The following is a 23,534-nucleotide window of genomic DNA, read 5'->3' as shown; positions in this document are numbered from 1 at the left end:
CGAGGATGCTCCGCTCGAACAAGGAAAGGCAATCGCTCGCGCCGGTCGGGCACGAACGGCGCCATTAAGCGATCTCGCGGTTGCGCTCGGCTTCCGCGCGCTCCGCCGCAACCAGATGATCGGCCCAGCGCGCCGACCATTCGCGCAATTGCTGCGGATTGAGCGGCGTCGGCACCTTGGAGTCAGCGTGCTCGGCAATGCGCCTGGCGAGCTGGCGATAGACGTCTGCCTGGGCCGATTGCGGTGCGGCCTCGATGGTCGTGCGGCCGCTCAGTTCGGCCTGAGTCACCGTCAGCGAACGAGGCACGTATTGGACGATCGGGGTATCGGTGCGGGCGGCGAAGTCGTCGATGATCTCGCGCTGGAAGTCGGTGTTAATGGAATTGGCGATGATGCCGCCGAGCAGCGCGCCGCCGGAATTCGAGAACCGTTCGATGCCGCGGAACAGATTGTTGGCGGCGTAGATCGCCATGAAGTCCGACGACGACACGGTGAAGACGTGCTCGGCGATGCCCTCGCGCACCGGCACGGCGAAGCCGCCGCACACCACGTCGCCCAGCACGTCGTAGATCACGATATCGATGTTCAGTTCCTCGAACACCCGCTGCTGCTTCAGCAGCTCGACCGCGGTGATGATGCCGCGGCCGGCGCAGCCGACGCCGGGCTGCGGGCCGCCGGCCTCGACGCAATAGATGCCGCCGAAGCCTTCGAAGATCGCCTCATAGGCATCGACCCGCCGCCGTTCGGCCAGCAGATCGAGCACCGACGGGATGTACTCGCCGCCGCGCAACGTGTTGGTGGAATCGGCCTTGGGATCGGCACCGAACTGCATCACCTTGTAGCCGGCCTCCGCCAGCGCGGCGCTGATGTTCGACGTCGTGGTCGACTTGCCGATTCCACCCTTGCCGTAGATCGCGATCTGTTTGAGTTGTCTGGCCATGTCGGCTTCTCCATTTGGACGTCGGGTGATCGGCCTCAGCCGTGTGAAAAGGTCGGCTCGGCGCTGAGGCCGTCGCCATAAAGCTCCGCGGCGTAGTCGCTGACGCCGGGGATGCCGCAGGCATCGGCGCGGCAGCGCTGGCAATGGGTGAACACGCGCAGATGCTGCTCGGCCGCGGTGCGGGCGGCGTAGCGCGCGATCATTCCGGGCGCCGGCAGGTGCGCAAAGCCGTGTTGCGGGATCAGCGGGATGATGTTGATCAGATGCGCGCCGGCCGCGGCCACGCGCGCGGCGATCGCGCCGATGTGGTGATCGTTCACCGTCGGGATCAGCACGGTGTTGATCTTGATGGTGAGGCCGAGCGCCGCGGCACGGGCGATGCCGTCGAGCTGGTTGGCGATCAGCCGCTCGGCGGCGGCAACGCCGTCGACGCGCTTGCGCTGCCAGGCGATCTTCGGCGTGATCCGCGCCTGGATCTGCGGATCGATCGAATTCACCGTCACCGTCAGCGTCGAGACGCCGACCGCGGCGATCGCGTCGATCCGTTCCGGCAGCATCAGGCCATTGGTCGACAGGCACAGCACCAGTTCGGGCCAGCGCTCGTGCACCAAGGCAAAGGTGCGCAACGCGTGCGGCGTCGCCAGCGGATCGCCCGGCCCCGCGATGCCGACCACATTGATCGTCGGACAGAGTTCGAGCGCACGCTCGACGATGTCGACCGCCTGCTCCGGCGTCAGCAACCGCGTCGCGACGCCGGGTCGCTGGTCGCGCCGATTGAAATCGCGAATGCAGAAGGCGCAATCGATATTGCAGCCTGGGCTGACCGGCAGATGCAGCCGCGCGCTGCGCGAATGCCCCTCGGCCGTGGTGCTGAAACAGGGATGGCGGCCTTCCAATGCGGGAAACGCCGGCGTGGACGCCGCCATGCGCATCGCTTGCGCCGGACAGGCACTCGCTGCCGCGGTCGTGCCTGTAATCGAGTTCGACGCACTGTCCATATGCTGTTTCGCGATTCCTTGACGATCGTTTGCAATGAGCGATCGACCGCCACACAACTAATCAAACACTATCGATACTCGTATCTCATTCATCCGAGGATTGGCTTTCATAGTGCGCGCGGATGCATGACGCGTTTTCTCCTGCAACCGCCCGCGCAACTGATCGATGCTATGATTGAGGTCTTGCGGTATGTACTTGCCGGCCGCAGCAATGCCGGCCGACGATCACGGTGCGCGTTTCGCGCCGGCGAGACTGAGGCCCGCCGATGCAACACCGACTCCGATCCAGAACGTCCCCCACCAATAGGCAGCGATCGCTGCGGGATGCGACCCACGGCACAGCGAGCGTGCGAGATCGCAGACGCCCGAGCGACCGACCAGACAGGCGGCCGCTTCCGGTGCACTGAGATAGGTGTATTGCACCACGTCCGCATAGGTCAGCCACCACCAAGCGACCGCGACCAGCAAAACGAGTGCCCCGGCGGCGAGAAGAACTTTGCCCACGCGCCTCACGACGGCCTCACGTGGCGAGGCCGAGCGTAGCCAGAATGCGCCGCCGCAGATCGATCAATTCCGGATCGTCGCGCCGCCGCGGATAGGGCTCGTCGAAGGCGAACTCCGCCTTGATCCGCGCCGGCCGCTCGCTGAACACGATGATGCGCGATGTCAGCAGCAGCGCCTCCTCGACGTCGTGGGTGACCAGCAACGCGGTGAAGCCGTTGCGTTGCCACAGCCGGACCAGCTCGGCCTGCAAAGTCAGTCGCGTCAGCGAATCCAGTTTGCCGAGCGGCTCGTCGAGCAACAGCAGCGACGGATCATTGACCAGCGCGCGCGCCAGCGAGGCACGCTGCGCCATGCCGCCGGAGAGTTGATGCGGATAGGCGCCGGCGAAGCCGCCGAGTTCAACCAGCGCCAGCGCCTCGTCGACCCGCCCACGCTGCTGCTTCAGCACCCCGCGCGCCTCGAGCCCGGTGGCGACGTTGTTCCAGACGGTGGCCCAGGGAAACAACGTCGGGTCCTGAAACACCAGATTGCGCGACGGATCAGGCCGGACCACCGCGTCGCCGTCCGCGAGGATCGCGCCGCTCGACGGCGGCTCCAGCCCCGCGATCAGCCGCAGCAAGGTCGACTTGCCGCATCCCGACGGCCCGAGCAGCGCGACGAATTCGCCGGGCGCGACGCTGAAATCGACCGCTTCGAGAACAGGAAGCACCGATCCTGACAGGTTGAACTGATGGCTGACCCCGCGGATGTCCACCGCCATGCCGGATGGCGCCACGTCCGCAATCGCGGACGCCGCAATCTCCGCCTCGACGAAAGCTGTGCCCGTCATCAGATGAACCCTTGCTGCCAGCCGAGCAGGCGATCGCGAACGACGAACAGCAGCCGGATGATGCCCGCACACAGCAACGCCATGATCAACAGCGCCGCGTAGACGTTGGCGTAGCCCGAATACGCCGTCTGGAACTGGATGTACCAGCCGAGCCCGTATTTGGCGCCGAGCATTTCGGCCACCACCAACACGGCGAACGAATAGTACAGCGCCATGAACAGGCCGACGAACACATGCGGCATCGCGGCCGGAATCGCGACGCGGCGGATGAGGTAGCGATTGTCGGCACCGAGGATACGGCCGACGTCGTAGAACGCCCGATTGACCGAGCCGACGCCGGAGGCGGTCAGGATGGCCACCGGAATGCCGGAGGCGAGCACGACGATGAAGATGCTGGCGCCGAAGGTCGTCGGAAAGAAATAGAACGTGCAGGGAATCCACGCCGTCGCCGGTACCGGGCCGATCAGCTTCAACAATGGCATGCCCCAATAGCTGAACCGCTTCGACCAGCCGAGCGCGACGCCGACAACGTAGCCGACGACGATTCCGGACAGGAAGCCGAGCGCCCACAGCCGCAGCGTATAGCCGATGCAGATCAGCAGCCGCTGGCCGTCGGTGACGTAGACATTCAGAAGCCCGTGCGGCGGCGAGAAGAACGGCTTCGGCAGCCAGCCGAACTTCGCGGTGACGAATTCCCACAGCGCCAGCCAGATCCCGATCGCGATCAGCCACGGGCCGTAGTGGATCAACACCTCGCCAACGCGCCCCAGCCTATGCGCGACCAGCGCCAGCACGACCAAAGCCGCCGCGATGCCGCCCGTGATCGCAGCGAACAGTTGTCCACTGCCCCACGGTACGACATCCGGCAGGCTCACCGTCACGACGCTCGCGGCAAACCAGGATAAGCCGGCCAACAGGCCGTCTCGCCATAGCCCTGGAAAGAGCGGGACGCGGGCCGCGATCGCGCCCTCGCCGTTCGTCTGCACCGCATCGGTCATCGCAGCGATCTCAGGCCAGCAGATTGACGGTGACGCGCTCGGCGAAGGCCGTCGGATCCGTGGAGGAATCCAGCACCTTGACCAGCTTAAGATCTTCCGAGGTCTTGCGAATCTGATCGACCAGCGGCTGCCCGATCGGATGGTTGTGCAGCACGAAGGAGCCGAGGATCTCGGTGAGCTCGGCGAGCGTCAGGCCGGCGGGCTTCAATTCGTCGAGATACCACTTCGCCGTTTCTTCGACATGACCGGCGACGTAGTCGTAAACCTCGATATTGGCCTCGGCGAGCCGGCGTACCGCATCCTTGTTGGCCTTCAGGAACGGGCCGTTGGCGCCGAGCACGCAGCAGGTGTGGCCCTCATACACGCCGGTCTGGGTGTCGGCGATCTTCACCAGATTGAATTTCTTCTCGATCGAGAACGCCCACGGATCGAGCTGCGCCGCGATGTCGGCGTCGCCGCGATTCACCGCCTCGCCGACCAGATCGAACGGCACCACCTTCCAGGTGACGTCGTTTTCCGGATCGATGCCGGCCTTCGCCAGCGTGACCTGGAACGCCACCTTCGGCGGCGACACTACGTCGTAGCTGGCAATGGTCTTGCCCTTGACGCTGGCGATGTCCTTGATGCCCGAGGCCTGCGAAGCCAGCAGCCGTTGACAGCCGCCGTGCGAGCCGACGAACAGCTTGACGTCGAAGCCCTGCTCCAGCGGCTTCAGCCAGTCGCCGATCAGCCCCGCGCCGACGTCGGCCTTGCCGGTGGCAAGCGCCTGGATCAGCGTCTGGCCGCTGGCGCCCTGAAAGAACAGTTCGACGTCGAGATTGTGCTTGGCGTAGAGCCCCTTGGCGACGCCGAACCCGAGCGGCGAGTGGCACGCCGCAACCTCGGTCCAGGCCAGCCGCACCTTCGGCGCCGGACCTGCGATCGCCGGCGAAAAGATGTTGCTGGTCACGGCGCCGGCCGACGCCACGAGGCCAGCCGCGCCGGTCGCCCTCAACAACGTGCGACGGGACACACCACTCTTGGATTTGGATCGGGACATCAGGTCCTCCTGGATCAGGATTGCGAGTTCGCCGGCGCGGTGCCAAGCGAGCGCTTGTCTTCGTCACGATGGGCATGGCCGAACCAGACGACGTAGAATGGCGAGATCCGCCGGAACATCTCAGCCGACAAAAAGCCCCCGGGCTCCGCGCCGCCGTTCGCACCTGTCGCAGAAGCGCCGGAAGTCTATCCGGTCCGAGCCTGCGAGAGGCGCACGCGACGGCAACACAAGCGTCGTCGGCAACCATCATGGGTCGACATCTCCGCCCGTGCGATCACGAGAGCCCAGGGTAGTGACCACCGCGGAGAATGATGCCGTCCCAACTATGCGGAGTCGAGCCACGCAAGAAAATAGCGATGAACACACTGTCTGGATGAAAGCGACGCCGCGGCTATTTTCGCGTCACGCGCCCGTGTAGTTCAATTCTGCCCCTCACGCTCATCTCAATCGACACCGTCATCGCCATAACGGCACTGCGTCGCTGCAATCAATTACTCGATTACCAACGACAGTCGATCCTGACCTGACTAACCAAGCTCAATTCTTTCGATGGGAACCATCCGCGAGACACAGCTGCTTCCCAAGGGAACGCGCGGACCGCCCCCGCGACGGTCTTTGCTTGCGATGTTCGCTGGGCGATGATGGGCAGGCACGAGCCACCCCCGCCTGGGACGATCATGACCATTGCTTCGACAACAAAACCGCTTCGTCTGTCATTGAATGAGAACCCGCTCGGCCCGTCGCCACGGGCGCTGCAAGCGATCAACGACGCCCTCCCCGACGTCGGCCGCTATGCCGGCGACGCTCTCGCCGCTCTGAAATCGACTATCGCCGCCGAGGCCGACGTCGCTCCGGATCAGATCGTCCTTGGCGAAGTGCTCAACATCTTCGGCCTGTATCTGGCTGCGCGCAGTGGGCCGGGCGGCGATTTTCTCTATTCAGAGCCGGGCTACACCGCGCTGGTCGATGCTGTGGCGCCGGCCGGCGGCAACGTGGTCGGCATTCCGCTTGATGATCGTTTGGGAAACGACCTGCCCGCGTTCCTGCGGCGGCTGAACGAGCAGACGCGAGCGGTCTATCTGGTCAATCCACACAACCCGACCGGGCTCGTCGAAGACACGCAGCACTTTCTCGATGTCGTGTCGGAGGTTTCGCAGCGAACGCTGGTGCTGGTCGATGAGGCCTATCTCGACTTCCTGCCGGACTTCCGCGAGCGAACCGCCGCGCGGCTGCTCAGCCGTGGCGCCCGCGTGGTCGTGTTCCGCACCTTCGCCAAGCTTCACGGGCTCGCCGGGCTCGGCTTCGGCTACGCGCTCGCCCCGCCCGACCTCGCCGCAGCGATGACGCAGATCGGCATCGGCGCCTATTTCAACCTCAACCGGCTTGGCCTCGTCGCCGCAAACGCCAGCCTTCAGGACCGCAGCTTCATCGAAACCACGCGCACCAGGATCGCGCGCGAGCGAGAGACGTGGCACGCGCTGTTCCGACAGCGCGCTATTCGCTTCACCGAGTCTCACGCCAATTTCGTTTTCTTTGATGCCCAGTGTCCCCAGCGGATCATCGCGTCAGAGCTCGCCGCCAGGGGAATCGACATCGGCCGCGCTCACCCGCCGCTGGAGAACTGGGTCCGGATCTCGATCGGCACGGCCGAGGAAAATGAAACCGCCCGGCATGCGGTTGCCGAGCTGCTGCATCGACCGTAAAGGCGAGCGACCTTGAGCTCGTAGCTCCAGGATCACCCCGACCCCGTTGCCTTGGCGGAACGCACCACGTCGCTGATGCCTCGTCGCCGCCCGATTGATACTTAGAGCAGCCGGATCGCGGTCACGGCAATTCTCTTCTGATTGACGCCGGCGCAGAGTCCGCATGGTCCCGCTCGAACTGACATTCGAACGTGATTTCGAACTCCTCCAACGCGACTGAGACTAGCAGACAACGTTTCATAACTGTGAGAGTAAAGCATCATCGACATCGGCGGGCCTGATGGCTCATCCGTCTTTTGGGCTCGCCGTTCCGACTTTTCGCCGGCGACGATCAGGCCGAAACGGCGCCTGCTTCGATTTCACGCAGCGTATGTCTTGAGCGGGACCGTGCTGTTTGACAACGGCGCGGCAGCGATATGCCCAGATCACACGATGCGCTGGCCGTTTGAACGCTGCAGCTGCAGCCAGCGTTGAGATGGTGCTCATAAGCGGCCCAGTCGTCGTGCAAAGGGCGCAAGATCCAGGTCTGGTTTCTGTGGTCAGCGGCCAAACGCAATGAGGATTTGAATTGGTTGCCTCCCTCCGCTTCCTCGAGCGTCGCGCTCGGGCGCGCCGCCTCCCTCGATCCCATATGCGGACGGCTCGTCATTCCGCTCAAACGGGATTTCGATCAAATCGTCGACTCAGCCAGGCGAGCCACGCCCGCGCCACAGCACTCCCAGGACGGTTGAAGGTCGATTGCCGCCGGAATGTTTGCGCAGGCGCAGGTCGTCCGCAGGCCCCGGCCGAGCGGATCGGAGAGTGCCTCCGATGACCAGTAACGATCACGCGCAACTCATTTCATCAGTCGCCAAGGTGCTATTCGTCAACGGACAGGCAACCGACCAGATTATGGCAGCGGTAACGCGGCTCGGCAACGCACTCGCAACACCGGTCGACTTGCGAGTTCGATGGGATGAACTGCGCCTCGAAATTGCGAATGGCGAGACCGTTTCCACAATCTCGCTCGCGGTCGCTCCCGTGGGCATCAACATGACCCGCGTCGCGGCGGCGATGCGGGCGGTCGTCGATGTCGAGGCCGGGACTCTATCCGCCGAGGCGGCGCGAGACCGAATTCATCAAATTGCCAACGCCCCAGCCTCCGCGACTTGGCTGTTCGCACTCGCGGCCGCGCTCGGTGCAGGAGCGCTCGCCATCATTTTGGGCATTCAGCATGCGGCGTCGGCCGCGATCATCTTTGTCAGCGCCGGCGTCGGTGCGCTCATGCGACGCGCACTTGGGCGCGTCACCGATAACTTCCTGATACAGCCGTTCTGTGCTGCACTGCTCGCCGGCCTGATCGGCGGGCTGGCGGCGCGATATGAGCTCAGTTCGGCACTTCGCCTCGTTGTGGTGTGCCCTTGCATGGTGCTGGTCCCCGGTCCGCACATCCTCAATGGTGCCCTGGACCTCATCGCCGGACGGATTCAGCTCGGCACGGCTCGCCTGGTGTACGCCAGCCTGATCTTGCTCGCGATTTCGATTGGCTTGCTGCTCGGTTTGGCGCTGCTCGATCAGTCGTTGCCGATTGATCCGCCCGGCCTGCGGGTCCCGCTCTGGCTCGATGCGCTGGCGGCCGGCGTCGCCGTCGCCTGCTACAGCGTGTTCTTCTCGGCGCCCTTGAGCATGCTGGCGTGGCCCGTGGCAGCAGGGATGATCGTCCATGCGGCCCGATGGCTGGTCATGACTGAGCTCGGCCTCGGCGCCGCGTCGGGCGCCTTCATCGCCTGTCTGCTTGTGGGCATCATGCTGACACCGGTCTCGCACAAGCGGCATTTGCCGTTCGCATCCATCGGCTTTGCGGCGGTCGTGTCGATGATCCCCGGCGTGTTCGTGTTCCGCATGATCAGCGGCCTGTTACAGATCGCCGCAAGCTCGTCGGCGTCTCCTCAGTTGACGGGAGCCACCATCGCCGATGGCGTCACCAGCACGGCCATCCTGGTCGCGATGTGTATCGGCCTGGTACTGCCGCGGATGATCATCGGCAATTTCATCTTCTCGCACGACCTCGCCAACGACAGCTAACGACGTTGGAGGACGAAGGATCAATTCTTTTCTGCAAGAGGTAAATCAGAACCAATCTTGGCATCGGCGCTGCCGCAACCGGCCTGCGGCGCCGAACGCTGTACCAGCAGACCCGGGGCTGGCGGACGGTCAAAACGATCGTCGGGCAATGACAGCGACCGATCGGACCGGCGCGACGCGCACGAGGGCTTCACGTGCTGTCGTATCGTCAGACAAACTCCAACTGCAGGACCTTTGCGGTCTTGGCGCGAATGTCCCGGCAAGCGGCAGCGTCCTGTTTCAGGTCGATGCCATAGGTCGGAATCATCTGCCTCAACCGGCCGAGCCAGCCGTCGGGCGTCAGCTGATCATCGAAGCATTTCTGCAGGACCTCCATGGCGATGAATGCGGCGGTGGAAGCACCCGGCGACGCGCCGAGCAGCGCGACAAAGGACTTGTCGGCACTGGCGACCAGCTCGGTGCCGAATTCCAGCACACCGGTGTGCTGCGGGTCGGGCTTGATGATCTGCACCCGTTGGCCGGCGACCGCGCGCTGCCAATCCTCGCGCTGCGCCTGAGGGAAGAAGCCCTGCAGCGCGGCGAATTGATGCTCGGACGTCTGCAGCACCTGGCCGATCAGATATTCGCTGAGCTGCCAGTCATCACGCGCCACCGCCAGCATCGGCAGGATGTTGCCGGGCTCGATCGAGCGCAACAGATCTGCGTAAGAGCCGTGCTTGAGGAATTTGCTGGAGAAGCCCGCATAAGGCCCGAACAGCAGCGAGCGCTTGCCGCCGATAATCCGGGTGTCGAGATGCGGCACCGACATCGGCGGCGAGCCGTGCGCGGCCTTGCCATAGACCTTAGCGTGATGCCGCGCGCTGATGTCGTCGACATCGCAGCGCAGCCAGATGCCGCTGACCGGAAAGCCCGCATAGCCGTTCCCTTCCGGAATCCCGGACTTCTGCAGGATGTCGAGCGAGCCGCCGCCGGCACCGGCGAAGACGAAGCGAGCGGAGGTCGTGCTCCGTTCATAAGTCGTAACGTTCTCGACCGTCACCAGCCAACGCCCGTCGTCGCCACGCGCCAGCGCGACGACGCGATGCTTGTAGTGCACCGAGAAGCCGGACTGCGCCTGCAGTTGTTTCACCAGCAGATGCGTCAGCGCGCCGTAATCGACATCCGCGCCGCTGATGATCCGCGTCGCGGCGATCGGCTGCCCCGGCTCGCGGCCCTCGATGATCAGCGGCGCCCAGCCGGCGATCTGGGCCGGGTCCTCGCTGAACTCCATGCCGTGATAGCAATGATGCGCCGCCATCTCCCGATGACGCTGGCGCAGGAAAGCGACATTGTCGTCGCCCCAGACGAAGCTCATATGCGGACACGGATGCAGGAAGGCGCGTGGGTCCGGAATCGCGCCCTTGCCGACGAGATGCGCCCAGAGCTGCCGCGAGATGTCGAATTCCGTGTTGACCTCGAGCGCCTTGGAGATGTCGACGCTGCCGTCCGGCCGCTGCGGTGTGTAGTTGAGCTCGCAATTGGCGGCGTGGCCGGTGCCGGCGTTGTTCCAGGCCTGCGAGCTTTCCTGGCCGCAATCGTGCAGCGTCTCGAACATCGTCACGGAGAGCGACGGCTCCAATTCTTTGAAGACGGTGCCGAGCGTCGCGCTCATGATGCCGGCGCCGATCAGTACGATGTCGGAGGTCTCGGGGATCCGGCTCATGCCGACTTCTCCTTGCCGGCGGCGACGAACTGCAATTCGGAGCCTTCGCGATACACCACATAGGCGCGCCGCCACGGCTCGTCGCCGATCAGCCGCCATTTGTGGCCGGAGCCACTGTTGTCCTGCGCCAACAGGATGTCGCCGGGACGGATCGTGAAGGTCGCACCGGACTTGGTCTCGAATTCGAGCGTGCCCGACAGCGTAATGACGTAACGCGGCACCGGGTCCTGATGCCATTCGAAAGAGCCGCCCGACTTCGTCTCCTGAAACGAGACCTCGATGGCGGGCACCGGCTTGCCGACCGCGTCGCCACGCGCGCCTTCGGTCAGATCGATCCACCCCTCCTCGAACAGCGAGTTGCCGTCCTCACCGGTCCACATCCGCACGCAGCGTATCATCGGGTATTCCTCTTTGGTGAATTGCGGAGGCGTTCCGCCATGCGAAGCGTTAAAGTCGCGCCGAGCCTTCCGGCTCACGCGCCCGCGAGGCCGCTGCCGACCATGTCGATCGGCCGGACGATGCGGTCGAACGTCGCCTCGTCGACCTTGCCGGAAGCGAGCGCCGCCTGCTTCAGCGTGAGATCCTTGGCGATGGCGTCCTCGGCGATATGGGCGGCGTTCTGATAGCCGATCACCGGCGACAAAGCGGTGACCAGCATCACGCTGCCTTCGACATATTGGGCGATCCGGTCGCGGTTGAGCTCGGTGCCTTCGACCGAGTAGGTGCGAAATTTCTCGCAGCCGTCGGCGAGGATGCGGGCCGAATGCAGGAAGTTGTTGATGATCACCGGCCGCATCGCGTTGAGTTCGAAATTGCCCTGGCTGCCCGCAAAAGCAACGGCACTGTCATTGCCCATCACCTGGATGCAGATCATCACCATCGCTTCGCACTGTGTCGGGTTGACCTTGCCGGGCATAATCGACGAGCCGGGCTCGTTGCTCGGCAGCAGCAGTTCGCCGAAGCCGCAGCGCGGACCGGAGGCAAGCCAGCGCATGTCGTTGGCGATTTTCATCAACGCAACCGCGAGATCGCGCAGCGCGCCATGCGCGCGGACCATCGCGTCGAGCGAGCCCTGCGCGGCGAACTTGTTCGGTGCGGTGACGAACGGCTTGCCGGTGAGCTCGGCGATCGTGGCAGCGACGTCCGCAGCGAAGCCCTTCGGCGCATTCAGACCGGTGCCGACCGCGGTGCCGCCGACAGCGAGCTGATAAAGGCCTGCGCGGCTGGCTTCGATTGCATCGCGTGCATCGCGCAACTGGCCAGCCCAGCCGTGCCATTCCTGGCCGACCGTCAGCGGCACGGCGTCTTCCAGATGGGTGCGGCCGATCTTGACGACGTCCATCCAGCCATCGGCCTTCTGTTCGATGATCTCGATCAGTTTGCTCAGCTGCGGCACGACCTGATCGTCGATCGCCGTCACGGCCGCGATATGCATCGCCGTCGGAAAGGTGTCGTTCGACGACTGCCCCATATTGACGTCGTCGTTCGGCCCGACCGGTTGCTGCGTGCCGAGCATGCCGCCGAGCAGCTGGATCGCCCGGTTGGAGACGACTTCGTTGACATTCATGTTGCTCTGGGTGCCGGAGCCAGTCTGCCACACGAACAGCGGATAGTGATCGTCGAGCGCGCCCGAGATCGTCTCGTCGGCGGCGCGGACGATGGCGTCGGTCTTCCAGGCCGGCAGCCGGCCCGCCGCGTGGTTCACCAGGGCACAGGCTTTCTTCACATAGCCATAGGCGTGGTACACGGCCTTCGGCATCCGGTCGCCGCCGATCGAGAAGTGCTGCAGTGAGCGCTGCGTCTGCGCGCCCCAATAGCGATCGGCGGGTACGTCGACGCTGCCCATGCTGTCGAATTCATGACGCCGACCTTCGGCAACAAGGCCGATCGGCACATCGCGCAGTGTCGGAATATCCGTCCGGTTCTTCATCAATCTCGTTCCACCATCATGCGCAGTCCGCAGCGCGTCCCCGATACATTCGAAGCGCGCATGTGTCACTCGGCGCGTTGCCACGTGAAGGTGAGCTGAGGCCGGAGCGCACCCAATCATACCTAGATATTATGGCAGGTCGACCGAACTCCCGGCTGAATGACTTACATAGTTCGAGCGCGCTCAGCGGCCTCGAGCAGGTTTCTGAACGACGGATCCGACCGCACGCGACCTACGATAGAAAGGGAATCTTGATCTCGAACGTACTTCCCTGCCCGATGGTTGATCGAACGCTGATCGTTCCCCGGTGCATCTCGACGATGGAACGGCAGATCGCCAGTCCGACACCCATCCCGTTGGCCTTGGTGGTGAAGAACGGAGCGAAAATCTTGCTGAGCACCTCGTCGGACATGCCACAACCGCTGTCCTCGATTGTAAGGCGCACGTTCCCGTCGGAGCTGTCGGACGTCCTCAGCACGATGCTGCGCGTATCGCGCTCGACCGCCTCCATCGCGTGGATGGCATTCGTCACGAGATTGAAGATCACCTGCTGAATCTGGACGCGGTCGGCCAAAACCAGCCGCCGATGCTCGGACAGCTCCACGGCGAGCCGCACATGGCCGGCTTCGAGGTCTTCGGCGATCAGGCGTATGACCTCCTCCACCACCTCTTCCAGATGGATCGACGAGAAGTTGGTCGGCGCCTGCTTCCCGAGCGCCCGCAGCGACTTCACAATGTCAGCTGTCCGACGGCCTGAATTGCGGATGCGTGTGAGGCCCTGCGTGGCCTCGGCGATTTCGGGCTGCTCCCGGTTGAGCCAGCGCAGCGCTGCTTCGGTCTGGGTCAGAATGCTCGCGATCGGCTGATTGATCTCGTGCACGATGGAGGCCGCAAAGCTGCCGAGCGCCGTCATCTGCGACGTCCGACCCAACTCGGCACGAGCCTCGCGAAGTTGAAACTCCGCCGCCGCACGACGTCGGTTCTCGTCAATGAGATTGCGATATAACCTCGCGGCGTCGAGCGAGGTCGCCGCCTGCGCAGCGAGCACCTCCAACATAGCCGTGCGTCCCGGCGTAAAGACATTCACGGAGAGTGAGTTCTCCAGATAGAGGATCCCGACGAGGTCGCCGCGCTTGACGAACGGGATGCAGGCGAGCGCGCGGGCGCCGCGATGGCGCGGGCCGGCCGCATCCATCTGCGGCGCATCCGCCTGAACGTCGGCGAAAGTGATAGCCTTCTTGCTCTTTATGACGGTCGTCAAAAGCGAGAGCGGCAGATCGTCGTCGGTCGGAGTTGCACAATAAAGATCGACCCGGATCTCCTGGTTCTCGACCCGCGCCGCCGCCTCGATCCCGGCGACGCCGTCCTGGACGAGCAGAAACAGGCCGAATTGCGCGCCGGCATGAACGACCATGCTCCGCATCAGCGTGCGAAGGACCTGCTCGAGGCCGACCTCTTCGGCCAGCGTCTGCGCCGCCGCTGTCAGCGCGGCCAGATCGAGATCGCGCTGCCCCGTGCCATCTCCAACGACATCGGTCGTGGTCGCCCAGCGAGGGAATCGACGGGCCAAGTGCGTAGCCTTGCCGGCCGCCCCCCATTGGCGATAGCAAGCCCCTGCCGCGATCAGGCACCCCTGGGCCGGCGCGAACAGACCGGCTTCCAAGTAGTACTGTCCGGCGAGTTCGTAAGCGAGCGCTTGTTCGTGGATGAAACCGCTCCTGTCGGCGGCTTGGGCCGCGCGCTCATACAGCCTTTGCGCAGCGGGACCGTCTCCGTCGAGCCGCGCAGCTTCCGCTTCAAGAAGCAGATGTTTCGTCTGGAACGTGTCCGGATTCAACTGCGCCCATTCTGCGAAGCGCGCTCTCGCGGCAGCGAAGCAAGCGATGGCGTCGTCGGCCGGCCGACCGGCGATGGCCGACCGGCTGACCGTCAGCGCAAGGAAGAACCAACTATACGACGTATCGATATGGGCCGGCGCAGACCAGGCCAGATCCATCGCTTTCGCCAGGTGGCGCTGCGCATCCGAGCTTTGGTCGAACAGGAACGCGATCACACCGGCGTAGTGATGCACCCAAAAGCGCGTGGCTATCGAGATGGCGACATCGTCGCCAGGTGGCTGCACATGATGACTTTCGCCCATCATCAGAGCGGTGATGAGTCCCATTTGGGCATTCAGAATCCGTTCGATATCCCGATAGCCGATTTGGATGGTCTTGGCCTGCCCCTCGCTGACCTCGGCTCGAACGGCATCGAGAGGAGCGCCGAGGACCAGAAGATTGGATGCGATATGGTTTCGGGCGTAGCAAGCCATGCCGAGATCGCCAGTCGCCTCCGCCACCCGGGCGCCTTCGCGGGCGCGGTCCAGCGCGAAGCGCATCGGCTTGGTCCAGACGCTGACCTGGTCGAGCGCGATGAGCGCGGCCGCGCGCTGGGCTTCGTAGCCCTCCCGCTCGGCTATTCGGCACGCGAGTTCGGCCCACAGCCGCCCTGTCTCATAGGCCTGATAGTGATGCGCGCCGAATACCCCGAACCAGGCAAGCCCGTAGGCCGACTCCGGCGTCAGGCCAAATTCCAGAGTGATCTCGACGATCTTGAGAGCGTGAAGGAAGCGGAGTTCTCCCGGAACGAAGAAAGACGAAGACAGCGTCGACAACAGCGCAAGCGCTGTTCGTGCCACCTCATCGGTCGCCTCGGGCAGATCCAATACGCCGCTGGGCGTCAGCACGTCCAATCGCTCGCAGCAGACGTTGTAGAGACGCTCGAGCATATGCAGATCGGGAAAACGCTCGATCTCGATTCCCACAGCCGAAAGCCCATGCAAGGCGGCCTCGATCGCCGGGACATAATCAGACCGAACGGTCAGAGCGACGGCGCGAAGCCGATAAGTATCAGCAATCTCGATCGGCGTAGCGGCGACCGCGAGGAGGCAGCCAAGCGCCTCGAGCGTCTCTTCGACGCGCGCGAGCGCCAAGAGGCAATCGCACCGTAGCCATTCGATCGCAAAGCTTGCAAACCGCTCCGACGAGCCGCGCGTCTGAATGTCCCGCGCCACATCGAGAAAGCGCAACGCCTGCCTCGCCGCGCCGGTCGAGCGTGAGCTACGCGCCGCCGTCAAAAGGATTTGAGCGAAGGCGACGCGCTCGTTGTCGTTCAGGTGGTTTCGATCGCTGCGCTCGATCTGCGTCGCGATATCGAACGCCAGGTCCGCGTCGTCGCATCGATAGGCGGCCAGAAAGTAACGAGCGATGCGCAAGTGCTCGTTCGACCGAAGCTCCTGCGGCACGAGCGAATAGGCAGCCTCGCGAATCCGGTCATGCGAGAAGGTGAAGTATTCTCCCGCACGGGAGAGAAGATTGTCTTGCACCAGCTTGTCAGCCAGTTGGCCCGCTTCGTCGAGGGGAATTGCGGCCAACCCGGACAATACCTCGATCGAGGCTCGCCGGCTCAGGCACGACAGATGATGCAGAAACCGACGCTTCAGCTGCGGCAGCGCTTCGAGGCGACGCGCCATGAACTCAATGACTGTCATACCTTGAAGAAGGCGGGACTGATCCCATACCCACGTCTGCCGAGCAGCATCCAGCGAGACGGTCTCCTCGTCGGTGAACTTCTGCACGAGCTGACCGATGTAGAAAGGATTGCCCTGCGTCTCGCGATGTACGATCGCCGACAGCTCGCCGACTTCGTCGATCGCGTGATCGAGCACAAAGGCAATCAGCTCAGCCGTATTCTCCGTCGTCAGTGGAGCGAGACTCATTTCGGTGCAGGGAATGTCCGAAGCTCGGGCTTCATCGGCCAGCGAGCTCCAGGGACGCTCGCCGCCGTCCTCGCTGCGATGACTGCAGATCAGCAACATATGCGACGAGCGCGCATCGAGCAGCGCTTGAACGACATCGAGGCTCGCGCCGTCGAACCACTGCAAATCGTCCAGAAACAGCACGAGCGGCGCTCGTGCCGTTGCAATAGCCGCAAAGGTTTCTCTGATGATCCGCGTGGTGCGGATCTGGGCGAGATGGGCGGGGACGTCGGGCAGAGGCGCGCTTCTACTCGCCGGCAGCGCGACATCCGGAATGAGATCAGCGAGTAATCGGCCGCTGCCGGGCACTTCGGCAAGCCGGCTTCGCGCGTCCTCCCGCACATTGTGATCACCGGTCGCCAAGGCCAACAACGCGGACCTGAGCGCCTGCACGATGGGAGCAAACGGGATCGCCTTGCGGAGCGGATCGCCCTTCCCCGTGGCACAAATGGCATCGCCGGGGCGAATGTGCTTGAGAAGATGGCCGACGAGCGAGGACTTTCCCGCTCCAGGCGCGCCCGCCAGCAGCACCACCTCGGCTCTACCGGATTGCCGGACATTGGCCAGGGAGCGAACGAGGCTCTCGAACTCGCGGCTGCGGCCGACGAGCGATTCAGCAAGCCGGGCTCTGACGGCCAGTCGTCGCTTCGCTTTCGCAGACCCGTCGTCTTCGACGGCCCCCACCGGCCAAATCCTGATTTGCTTCAGGTCGGCGTGAAGCTCCTCGGCCATCTGATAGCGCTGGTCCGGGTCCTTCGCGAGCAGCTTGAGCAGAACGCCGTCGATCGCCGGTGCAAGATCCAGACGGACGCGACTCGGCGCCGGCACGTCGATGGCCACTTGGGCATGCAGCCACTCAGCGATACTCCCCGCGAGCAGCGGAGGACGGCCGACCAAAAACTCGTAGAGGATCACACCCAGGGAATAGAGATCGCTGCGCGCGTCCAAGGCCGGACGATCACGCCGGGCCTGTTCGGGAGCAGCGTATTTGAAGCGGGATTGCGGAAGGCTCGCCGGCTCAAGCTCTTGGCCGGGCACACGCGCCCGACCGAACTCCGAAAAGCGCACACGGCCATCGTCAGCGATGATGAGTTTCGTGGGGTCCAAAGTTCCGTGCACGATGTCACTGGCGTGTACCCGCGCCAGGGAAAGTGCCGAGCGCTCGGCGATCTCTAAGAAGCGGGCGAACGCGACCTCGCCCGCCGCCATATCGGCCAACGCCTGTCTGCCCCAGGCCGGGTAGATCAGGACGATCTTTTCTCCACGCCCCACATGGGCAGGCAACTCCGCAACCTCGCCACCCAGCAGAGCGGCGATCGCGGCTTCGCGCTCGAGCAGTGCGCCACCGGCCGTTTCCGAAGCTGCGCTACGAACTCGCCATTTTCGGCCCGATGTATCTTCGGCCAGATGCGTCTCGACCCCATCGCGCAGTCCGCCGAACGAGAAGGCGAGATCGCCCCACCATTGGGGATCGATGGCTTCGTAGGAGCCTGAATTCGACGACTTAGATGCGGGCACCTGATTGCCGTGACTATGTGGCATCGTTGCCAGAGATCATTTCGCAGGGCCGAGTGAGCCTGCAATCAAGCCTAGATCAGCGGCTCGATATTCGTTTTGAACTTTTGCCCGATGCTTTGCGCAAATCCGCTATTTCGAACACGTGACTGCGAGCGATAGGGGCCCCGATTGATCGCGACCCGGGCGCTCGTAAACGTGGCAGCCGCCGCTTGACGAGGGTCGTTCCTCGGCAAGCGAAACGCTCTAGGATTGCGGGGGCGCTGAACCGCTCGGCCGGCCATCCGGCTCGGCAGCATGCACCGCGCGGACGCCGAGCAGATCCGCCATCCGCACCAATTCGGCGAGCGACCGCGCCTGCATCTTGCGCATCATATTGCCGCGATGGATCTTGACCGTGATCTCGCTGAGCGAGAGTTTCCAGGCGACCTGCTTGTTCATCAATCCGGCAGTGACCAGGCCCATCACCTCGCGTTCGCGCTGAGACAGAGTGTCGTACCGGACCCGAACGCTGTTTTCGCGTTCGGCTTCGCTGCGCCTTCGTTGGGCCCTCGCCACCGCCTCTTCGACAGCATCGATCAACTCGGCTTCTTCGAACGGCTTCGGCAAAAAGTTGACGGCTCCGGCCTTCATTCCGCGAACGGTCATCGGGATGTCGCCGTGCCCCGAGATCAGCACGATCGGGACAGCAGCATCGTTGGCCGCCAGTTCTTGTTGAAATTCGAGGCCGTCCGCTTCACCGAGCCGGATATCCAGGATCAGGCAGGAGGCAGCATCGCCGGCGTCCGAGGCGAGAAACTCGGAAGGCCCTGCGAACACGTTGACGCGATAGCCCGCCGACCGCAACAGGCTGCTGAGCGAGTTGCGCACGTCTTCGTCGTCGTCGACGACGCAAATTAGCGGCTGTTCCGAGGCGTGGGTTTCCGCGCTCATCCTGTGGGATCCGTATCTGGCTATGAAGGTTCGCGAGGCTGCTGCTGCAGAATCATCTCGATATCCCGAAGCAACACCTCAGGATCGATCGGCTTTTCCATAAAGCCCGCAGTTCCAAGCTCACTCGCTTCCGCCCGAGCTTCGGGCGACGAATAAGCGGTCATTACAATCACCGGCAAACGGAAGCCGCGGCGGAGCAATTCCCGGCACAGCCCCAGGCCGTTCATTCCCGGCATATGCAGGTCCGTAATCAGGCAGGCGGCTTCCTCCACTGTCCCCGATGATAGAAACGTCTCCGCAGTGGCGAAATCGACGACGCGCAAACCGACCGAGCGAAAGAAGCTGGAAATGCTTCCCCGGAGATCCTCGTCATCGTCAACAATGCAAACGATCTTAGCGTGCGCCACAAGAGTCTCCTGCCGGTCCCCGCGCCGAGCCTCGGACTAGATGCAGGAACCATTCCTGTGGCCAATCATATCAAGATATGAGTGTGAGCCCGCCTCCAGCCGGTTGCACCCACCCTGTGCCGGCGTTATCCGAATGCGGAAGTCGCCCTGCACGCGGCTTTGAGCTCGCCTTCCAGCACTGGTCGGCAAATCCAGCGACTGGACCAAAAGCGAACTACCGCAATTCGGGACGCGGACGACGGAGCGTCGCTCGGATGTCTTCTCAGGCGGCTGGCGCTGCCATGGGGCAGATCGAATACGAGCAAGGCTCGGCGAGAGCCCCCTCAGGCCTTCGGCGATCCTCCAGCGCCATCCTTGCGGTGGCCGGTGCTTCGTGAACGCCCCCCGGAACGACCGCGCCTTCAACGTCCAAGCTGCAGTGGTGGATTGGCGCTGTCGAGGAATTCGACCGTCGTAAGCCACAAGTCCGTCGGACCGACATTCTGGAGATCGTGGATCTTGTATTCGCCTTTTCCGTAGACGAAGTGGCGGGTGTCGCCAGCGGCGTAGACGGCTTCGACGATGGCGCCATCTTCGGTGTGAGATCTGGCGCGGCCCGGGGTCACGGCGGTCCAGAAGTAGTCCAGCACGTGGCGATGGAATCCGATCCGCTCTCCCGGCGCCAGCCGGATCTCCCACACCCGCACCCGGTCCGTTTCCGACAACAGACGCGTACCCACCCGCCCGTTGTGCTGATCGGCCTCGAACTCCCGGCGGATCTCTTCGGGCCACGCGGCCATACCATGGTCTGGCTTGATGGGACTCACTGTCGTGCCTCCTCGAGATGGGGAATGACAATCTCCCCATTGGCGCGCCGGATTTGACGCTTCTTATTTATCGTTTGATTATTTATTGGCCCGACATCAATCGGCGTCAATGTCTATTTATCAATTGATCAACAAGACGTGAGTTCAGCCGCGGGCTGGCGGCAAATCAGTGTATGCTGCCAAAATTGCAGTCGAGCCCACGAAGTCCTGCGTGAAGAAGCCGTCCAAAGCGCGCCGCAAGGCCACAGCAAAAGAGCCGCAGAGGCTCGACCCGGCCGAGCGCGAAGCCATCATCGCCAAGGAGGCGGTCGCGTTCTTCGCCGAGTTTGGATTCGAGGGACAGACGCGCGAACTGGCCAGGCGGCTGAAGATCACCCAGCCCCTGCTCTATCGTTACTTCCCGAGCAAGGAGGCGCTGATCGAGCGCGTCTACCGAGAAGTCTTCGTCGAGCGCTGGCGGCCGTCTTGGGAAACCATCATCACCGATCGTTCGATCCCGCTCGAGACCAGGCTGATCCGTTTCTACCGCGAGTACGCCGAAGTCATCCTCACCTATGAGTGGATCCGGCTATTCATGTTCGCTGGCCTGAAGGATCTCGACTTCAATGAGCGCTATCTCAAGATGCTGCGGGAACGCGCCTTCGAGAGGCTGATACAGGAGATCCGGTTTGCGTACGGGCATCCGTCGCCGCAAGACCTTCCGATCACCGTTCTGGAAATTGAGATGGTGTGGGGCCTGCACGCCGCAATTTTCTATCTCGGCGTCCGAAAGTTCATCTATTCGATGCCGCTGGAAACGGACATCAATTCGATTATAGACGCCAAGGTGACGACCTTCCTGGGCGGCATCCGGTTTGTGCTGCCTGCTGACACCGACCATCGGCCAAACGCCGACGGTTAGCACCAATCCGCGACCGGCCTCCTCTGCCCAAATGGCGAGAGACTGTTGCGTGAGAGCTTCCTCACCCCAAGGCTACGGTTCACGATCGACGACGACCTGAACGACGGGCTCGCGGACAAATACGCCGCGGCGCAACGACAGAACGTGCCCGTAGAATTTCACGCCGCCGACTTCATGCTACTTTTTTCCTCTGGATATCCCCTCCCCGACCGCGACCCGCATGTGTGCCTCTACTCAAAACGCGAAAGCTCATGATTAACTTATGAATCAATAAGCCCCCCCCGAAAAAAAGCGATTCCGAGGGCAGCTTTTGCTCAGTTAGCATGAAATCGATCCGCAACGCGCCTCGGACTATGCGAATCAGGACCAAATTCAGTAGCATCCGATCGACCTAAGTAATAATCCTAGTTCTACGAAAATAATCACTTCACTCCTCCTACACGATTGAAATTAGTAGCATCTTTCTGAGCGCCTACACTTCGCCGGCTCGCCGCCTTACAACTGTTACGATTCCGCACGCCAACACCCCATTCGTAACCCGTTCTCGCCATACTCTGCTCATAGCCACTCGGGGGGATGGGCTCGGGCTCGGGGGCGAGATACCGCGGCAGATACTTCAGACGCGATCGAAAGGCCGCTGATGAAAACGCGGTCATATCAACAAGGTCTGGCACGATGGCTTTATCAACACCGACAGGGTATTCGGCGGACAACCTGGTCTATCAGGAGGACTTCGACGGAAACACACTCAATACCGCGTGGCACAAATACATCACCAGCAAGGCGGCGAACGGCTCGCCATGGAATTCCTACAACGGCGGTAGCGGCCCGGGCGGCCAGTTCGAGGCCGAATTCGACATGCCGGGGCAAGTCTCGGTGCACGATGGCGTGCTCGACATTACGTCCAGCAAGACCCCGATCACGGGCATGAACCAGGGCACCGTGATGAACTATCCGATGACTTCGGGCGTCGTCAGCAGCTACGGCAATTTCGAGTTCACCGGCGGCCTGCTCCAGGTCAGCATGAAACAGCCGGCCGGCAACGGCGCCTGGCCCGGCATCTGGCTGATGCCCGGGAGCGGCTCGTCAGCGGGCGATAACTTCGAAATCGACATCCAGGAAGGCGGCTACACCGGAAAAGGTCCGGCTAATCAAGCCTTTCAGTGGCACCTTCACACGCCGAACGGCGACGTCGGCGGTGTGGTGGACACCGGAGTGGATCTGACCGCCGACTTCCACACTTATGCTATCGACTGGCAGCCCGGGAAGTCGATCACCTGGTATCTCGATGGCAAGCAGATGGCGCAGGTCACCAGCGCCCAACTGCCGATCCCGACGCAGCCGATGGAACTGATCCTGGACAGCCAATGGGCGAACTCAAAGGCTGCCGGCTGGCACACGACGGTCGATAGTTCGACGCCATCGACCACCCACATGCTTGTTGACGGCGTGCAGCTGTACCAGAAGGCCGGCAGCGGTCAGACCGTGAAGGGCGGCAATGTGACCGCCGGAACGACGCCGGTCACGCCCAACAGCCCAGTGACGCCGGTGAACGTGGCACCGACCGTATCTGGCGCCACGGCACTTCCGGGCACTGGCGTCGAACATGTCGGAGACAAAATCGCCCTGACGCTTGCGTTCGATGAGGCGGTGACGGTCTCGGGTAAACCGACCCTGAGCCTCAACGACGGCAGCGTCGCCACGTATGTCAGCGGATCGGGAACGGACAAGCTGGTGTTCTCCACCACGGTCGCCGCGACCGATCGCAGCACGTCGGCGCTTGCGATCACGGGGGTAAACCTCACGAATGGCGCAAGCATCAAGGACGCCGGCGGCCTCGCAGCCAACCTCGCGGGCGCGGTGAAGACCTTTGCCGGCCTGTCGGTCGATACTTCACCCGTGACTTCTCCGGTCGTCCAGCCGCCTCAGACTTCGGGGCCGACCAAGCCGACGCTCGTCGTCGCCGACAACACTTTGTCCGTCAATCCGGGAGGCAAGATCAATCTGGGAATCGATGTCTCGACGGCGGACAAGAACGACATTGTGTCCGTTAACATCAAGGGACTGCCGCGCTACGAGACGATCACCGACGGTCTCGGCCACGTACACAGAGGTAGCAACATCACTCTGAGCGCCGCCGAAGTCGAGAGTGGCCTGACGCTGCAATCCAACTATCGCGGCACTGGCTCGCCGACGGCGACCTTGTCGGTGACCGCGACCGGCAAGGATCCGGTCACGGGCACGTCGGCGGCCTCGGCGGTTCAGACCATCACGGTCGTGGATCCGCCAGTTTCGGCAGGCGGCATTCAAAACCAAGATCAGGGTTTCGCTTTGCTGAGCCAGGCGCTGGCGGGAGGCTTTCACAACAAGGCGGACCTCGGCGCGATCGCTTCGGCGACCAGTTCGAATGTCGGACACTGGCTGAATCAGTCAGTTCTGACCCGTCCGCACGGCTAGCCTCATAACAGC

17 protein-coding genes are annotated in these 23,534 nt (G+C 63.2%); 4 read left to right on the top strand and 13 right to left on the bottom strand.

Annotation, left to right across the window (positions count from 1 at the left end):
• Window positions 1-64 precede the first annotated feature (64 nt).
• The 6 genes from ACFFJ6_RS19125 to ACFFJ6_RS19100 all read right to left on the bottom strand — a co-directional run bounded on the left by ACFFJ6_RS19125 (window position 65) and on the right by ACFFJ6_RS19100 (window position 5,308).
• Window positions 65-940: a nucleotide-binding protein gene (locus tag ACFFJ6_RS19125; protein ID WP_378390756.1), complete on the bottom strand. Its 876-nt coding sequence runs from the start codon at window positions 938-940 to the stop codon at window positions 65-67.
• A 35-nt stretch (window positions 941-975) separates the two neighbouring features.
• A complete protein-coding gene (locus ACFFJ6_RS19120; RefSeq protein ID WP_378390754.1) occupies window positions 976-1,866 on the bottom strand; it encodes a radical SAM protein in 891 nt (296 codons plus the stop codon).
• A 297-nt stretch (window positions 1,867-2,163) separates the two neighbouring features.
• A complete protein-coding gene (locus ACFFJ6_RS19115) occupies window positions 2,164-2,442 on the bottom strand; it encodes a hypothetical protein (RefSeq protein WP_378390751.1) in 279 nt (92 codons plus the stop codon).
• Window positions 2,443-2,458: 16 nt separating this feature from the next.
• Entirely contained in the window at window positions 2,459-3,271 is an 813-nt protein-coding gene (locus tag ACFFJ6_RS19110) for an ABC transporter ATP-binding protein (protein WP_378390749.1), read from the bottom strand.
• Window positions 3,271-4,269: an ABC transporter permease gene (locus ACFFJ6_RS19105; protein WP_378390747.1), complete on the bottom strand. Its 999-nt coding sequence runs from the start codon at window positions 4,267-4,269 to the stop codon at window positions 3,271-3,273. The genes ACFFJ6_RS19110 and ACFFJ6_RS19105 overlap by 1 nt, the downstream gene beginning before the upstream one ends.
• 10 nt (window positions 4,270-4,279) lie before the next feature.
• Window positions 4,280-5,308, bottom strand: a complete 1,029-nt coding sequence (locus tag ACFFJ6_RS19100; protein ID WP_378390745.1) for an ABC transporter substrate-binding protein — start codon at window positions 5,306-5,308, stop codon at window positions 4,280-4,282.
• Between the two features lie 641 nt (window positions 5,309-5,949).
• Here ACFFJ6_RS19100 and ACFFJ6_RS19095 point away from each other — a divergent pair.
• The gene (locus tag ACFFJ6_RS19095) at window positions 5,950-7,011 is read left to right on the top strand and encodes a pyridoxal phosphate-dependent aminotransferase (protein ID WP_378390742.1); all 1,062 of its coding nucleotides are present in this window, start codon (window positions 5,950-5,952) and stop codon (window positions 7,009-7,011) included.
• Between the two features lie 810 nt (window positions 7,012-7,821).
• Window positions 7,822-9,075 (top strand): threonine/serine exporter family protein, encoded by a 1,254-nt coding sequence (locus ACFFJ6_RS19090; RefSeq protein ID WP_378390740.1) that lies wholly within the window; start codon window positions 7,822-7,824, stop codon window positions 9,073-9,075.
• A 208-nt stretch (window positions 9,076-9,283) separates the two neighbouring features.
• Here ACFFJ6_RS19090 and mqo read toward each other — a convergent pair whose 3' ends face one another.
• The 7 genes from mqo to ACFFJ6_RS19055 all read right to left on the bottom strand — a co-directional run bounded on the left by mqo (window position 9,284) and on the right by ACFFJ6_RS19055 (window position 20,137).
• On the bottom strand, window positions 9,284-10,777 hold the full coding sequence (gene mqo / locus ACFFJ6_RS19085) for a malate dehydrogenase (quinone) (protein ID WP_378390738.1): 1,494 nt from the start codon (window positions 10,775-10,777) through the stop codon (window positions 9,284-9,286).
• On the bottom strand, window positions 10,774-11,175 hold the full coding sequence (locus tag ACFFJ6_RS19080) for a cupin domain-containing protein (protein WP_378390736.1): 402 nt from the start codon (window positions 11,173-11,175) through the stop codon (window positions 10,774-10,776). The genes mqo and ACFFJ6_RS19080 overlap by 4 nt, the downstream gene beginning before the upstream one ends.
• A gap of 74 nt (window positions 11,176-11,249) precedes the next feature.
• On the bottom strand, window positions 11,250-12,707 hold the full coding sequence (fumC, locus tag ACFFJ6_RS19075; RefSeq protein WP_378390733.1) for a class II fumarate hydratase: 1,458 nt from the start codon (window positions 12,705-12,707) through the stop codon (window positions 11,250-11,252).
• Between the two features lie 232 nt (window positions 12,708-12,939).
• Window positions 12,940-18,045 (bottom strand): trifunctional serine/threonine-protein kinase/ATP-binding protein/sensor histidine kinase, encoded by a 5,106-nt coding sequence (locus ACFFJ6_RS19070; protein WP_378390731.1) that lies wholly within the window; start codon window positions 18,043-18,045, stop codon window positions 12,940-12,942.
• Window positions 18,046-18,264: 219 nt separating this feature from the next.
• On the bottom strand, window positions 18,265-18,951 hold the full coding sequence (locus ACFFJ6_RS19065; protein ID WP_378390729.1) for a response regulator transcription factor: 687 nt from the start codon (window positions 18,949-18,951) through the stop codon (window positions 18,265-18,267).
• 20 nt (window positions 18,952-18,971) lie between these two features.
• Window positions 18,972-19,358: a response regulator transcription factor gene (locus ACFFJ6_RS19060; RefSeq protein WP_378390727.1), complete on the bottom strand. Its 387-nt coding sequence runs from the start codon at window positions 19,356-19,358 to the stop codon at window positions 18,972-18,974.
• 401 nt (window positions 19,359-19,759) lie between these two features.
• A complete protein-coding gene (locus tag ACFFJ6_RS19055; RefSeq protein ID WP_378392205.1) occupies window positions 19,760-20,137 on the bottom strand; it encodes a cupin domain-containing protein in 378 nt (125 codons plus the stop codon).
• A 238-nt stretch (window positions 20,138-20,375) separates the two neighbouring features.
• On the opposite strand from ACFFJ6_RS19055, the gene ACFFJ6_RS19050 reads away from it, so the two are divergent.
• Together ACFFJ6_RS19050 and ACFFJ6_RS19045 are read left to right on the top strand one after the other, a co-directional pair.
• Entirely contained in the window at window positions 20,376-21,065 is a 690-nt protein-coding gene (locus ACFFJ6_RS19050) for a TetR/AcrR family transcriptional regulator (RefSeq protein ID WP_378390725.1), read from the top strand.
• A 675-nt stretch (window positions 21,066-21,740) separates the two neighbouring features.
• Window positions 21,741-23,522 (top strand): family 16 glycosylhydrolase, encoded by a 1,782-nt coding sequence (locus tag ACFFJ6_RS19045; RefSeq protein WP_378390723.1) that lies wholly within the window; start codon window positions 21,741-21,743, stop codon window positions 23,520-23,522.
• Window positions 23,523-23,534: the final 12 nt, after the last annotated feature.

It is taken from the genome of Rhodopseudomonas telluris (assembly GCF_042432815.1).
Lineage (GTDB): Bacteria > Pseudomonadota > Alphaproteobacteria > Rhizobiales > Xanthobacteraceae > Rhodopseudomonas > Rhodopseudomonas telluris.
This window is presented reverse-complemented; position numbering and strand designations above follow the sequence as displayed.

Excerpts from the sequence above, each read along its gene's own strand:
- ACFFJ6_RS19125 (WP_378390756.1), bottom strand. The coding sequence starts at position 940 with ATGGCCAGACAACTCAAACAGATCGCGATCTACGGCAAGGGTGGAATC.
- ACFFJ6_RS19120 (WP_378390754.1), bottom strand. The coding sequence starts at position 1,866 with ATGGCGGCGTCCACGCCGGCGTTTCCCGCATTGGAAGGCCGCCATCCC.
- ACFFJ6_RS19110 (WP_378390749.1), bottom strand. The coding sequence starts at position 3,271 with ATGACGGGCACAGCTTTCGTCGAGGCGGAGATTGCGGCGTCCGCGATT.
- ACFFJ6_RS19105 (WP_378390747.1), bottom strand. The coding sequence starts at position 4,269 with ATGACCGATGCGGTGCAGACGAACGGCGAGGGCGCGATCGCGGCCCGC.
- ACFFJ6_RS19100 (WP_378390745.1), bottom strand. The coding sequence starts at position 5,308 with ATGTCCCGATCCAAATCCAAGAGTGGTGTGTCCCGTCGCACGTTGTTG.
- ACFFJ6_RS19095 (WP_378390742.1), top strand. The coding sequence starts at position 5,950 with ATGGGCAGGCACGAGCCACCCCCGCCTGGGACGATCATGACCATTGCT.
- ACFFJ6_RS19090 (WP_378390740.1), top strand. The coding sequence starts at position 7,822 with ATGACCAGTAACGATCACGCGCAACTCATTTCATCAGTCGCCAAGGTG.
- mqo (WP_378390738.1), bottom strand. The coding sequence starts at position 10,777 with ATGAGCCGGATCCCCGAGACCTCCGACATCGTACTGATCGGCGCCGGC.
- ACFFJ6_RS19080 (WP_378390736.1), bottom strand. The coding sequence starts at position 11,175 with ATGATACGCTGCGTGCGGATGTGGACCGGTGAGGACGGCAACTCGCTG.
- fumC (WP_378390733.1), bottom strand. The coding sequence starts at position 12,707 with ATGAAGAACCGGACGGATATTCCGACACTGCGCGATGTGCCGATCGGC.
- ACFFJ6_RS19070 (WP_378390731.1), bottom strand. The coding sequence starts at position 18,045 with ATGCCACATAGTCACGGCAATCAGGTGCCCGCATCTAAGTCGTCGAAT.
- ACFFJ6_RS19065 (WP_378390729.1), bottom strand. The coding sequence starts at position 18,951 with ATGAGCGCGGAAACCCACGCCTCGGAACAGCCGCTAATTTGCGTCGTC.
- ACFFJ6_RS19055 (WP_378392205.1), bottom strand. The coding sequence starts at position 20,137 with ATGGCCGCGTGGCCCGAAGAGATCCGCCGGGAGTTCGAGGCCGATCAG.
- ACFFJ6_RS19045 (WP_378390723.1), top strand. The coding sequence starts at position 21,741 with ATGGCTTTATCAACACCGACAGGGTATTCGGCGGACAACCTGGTCTAT.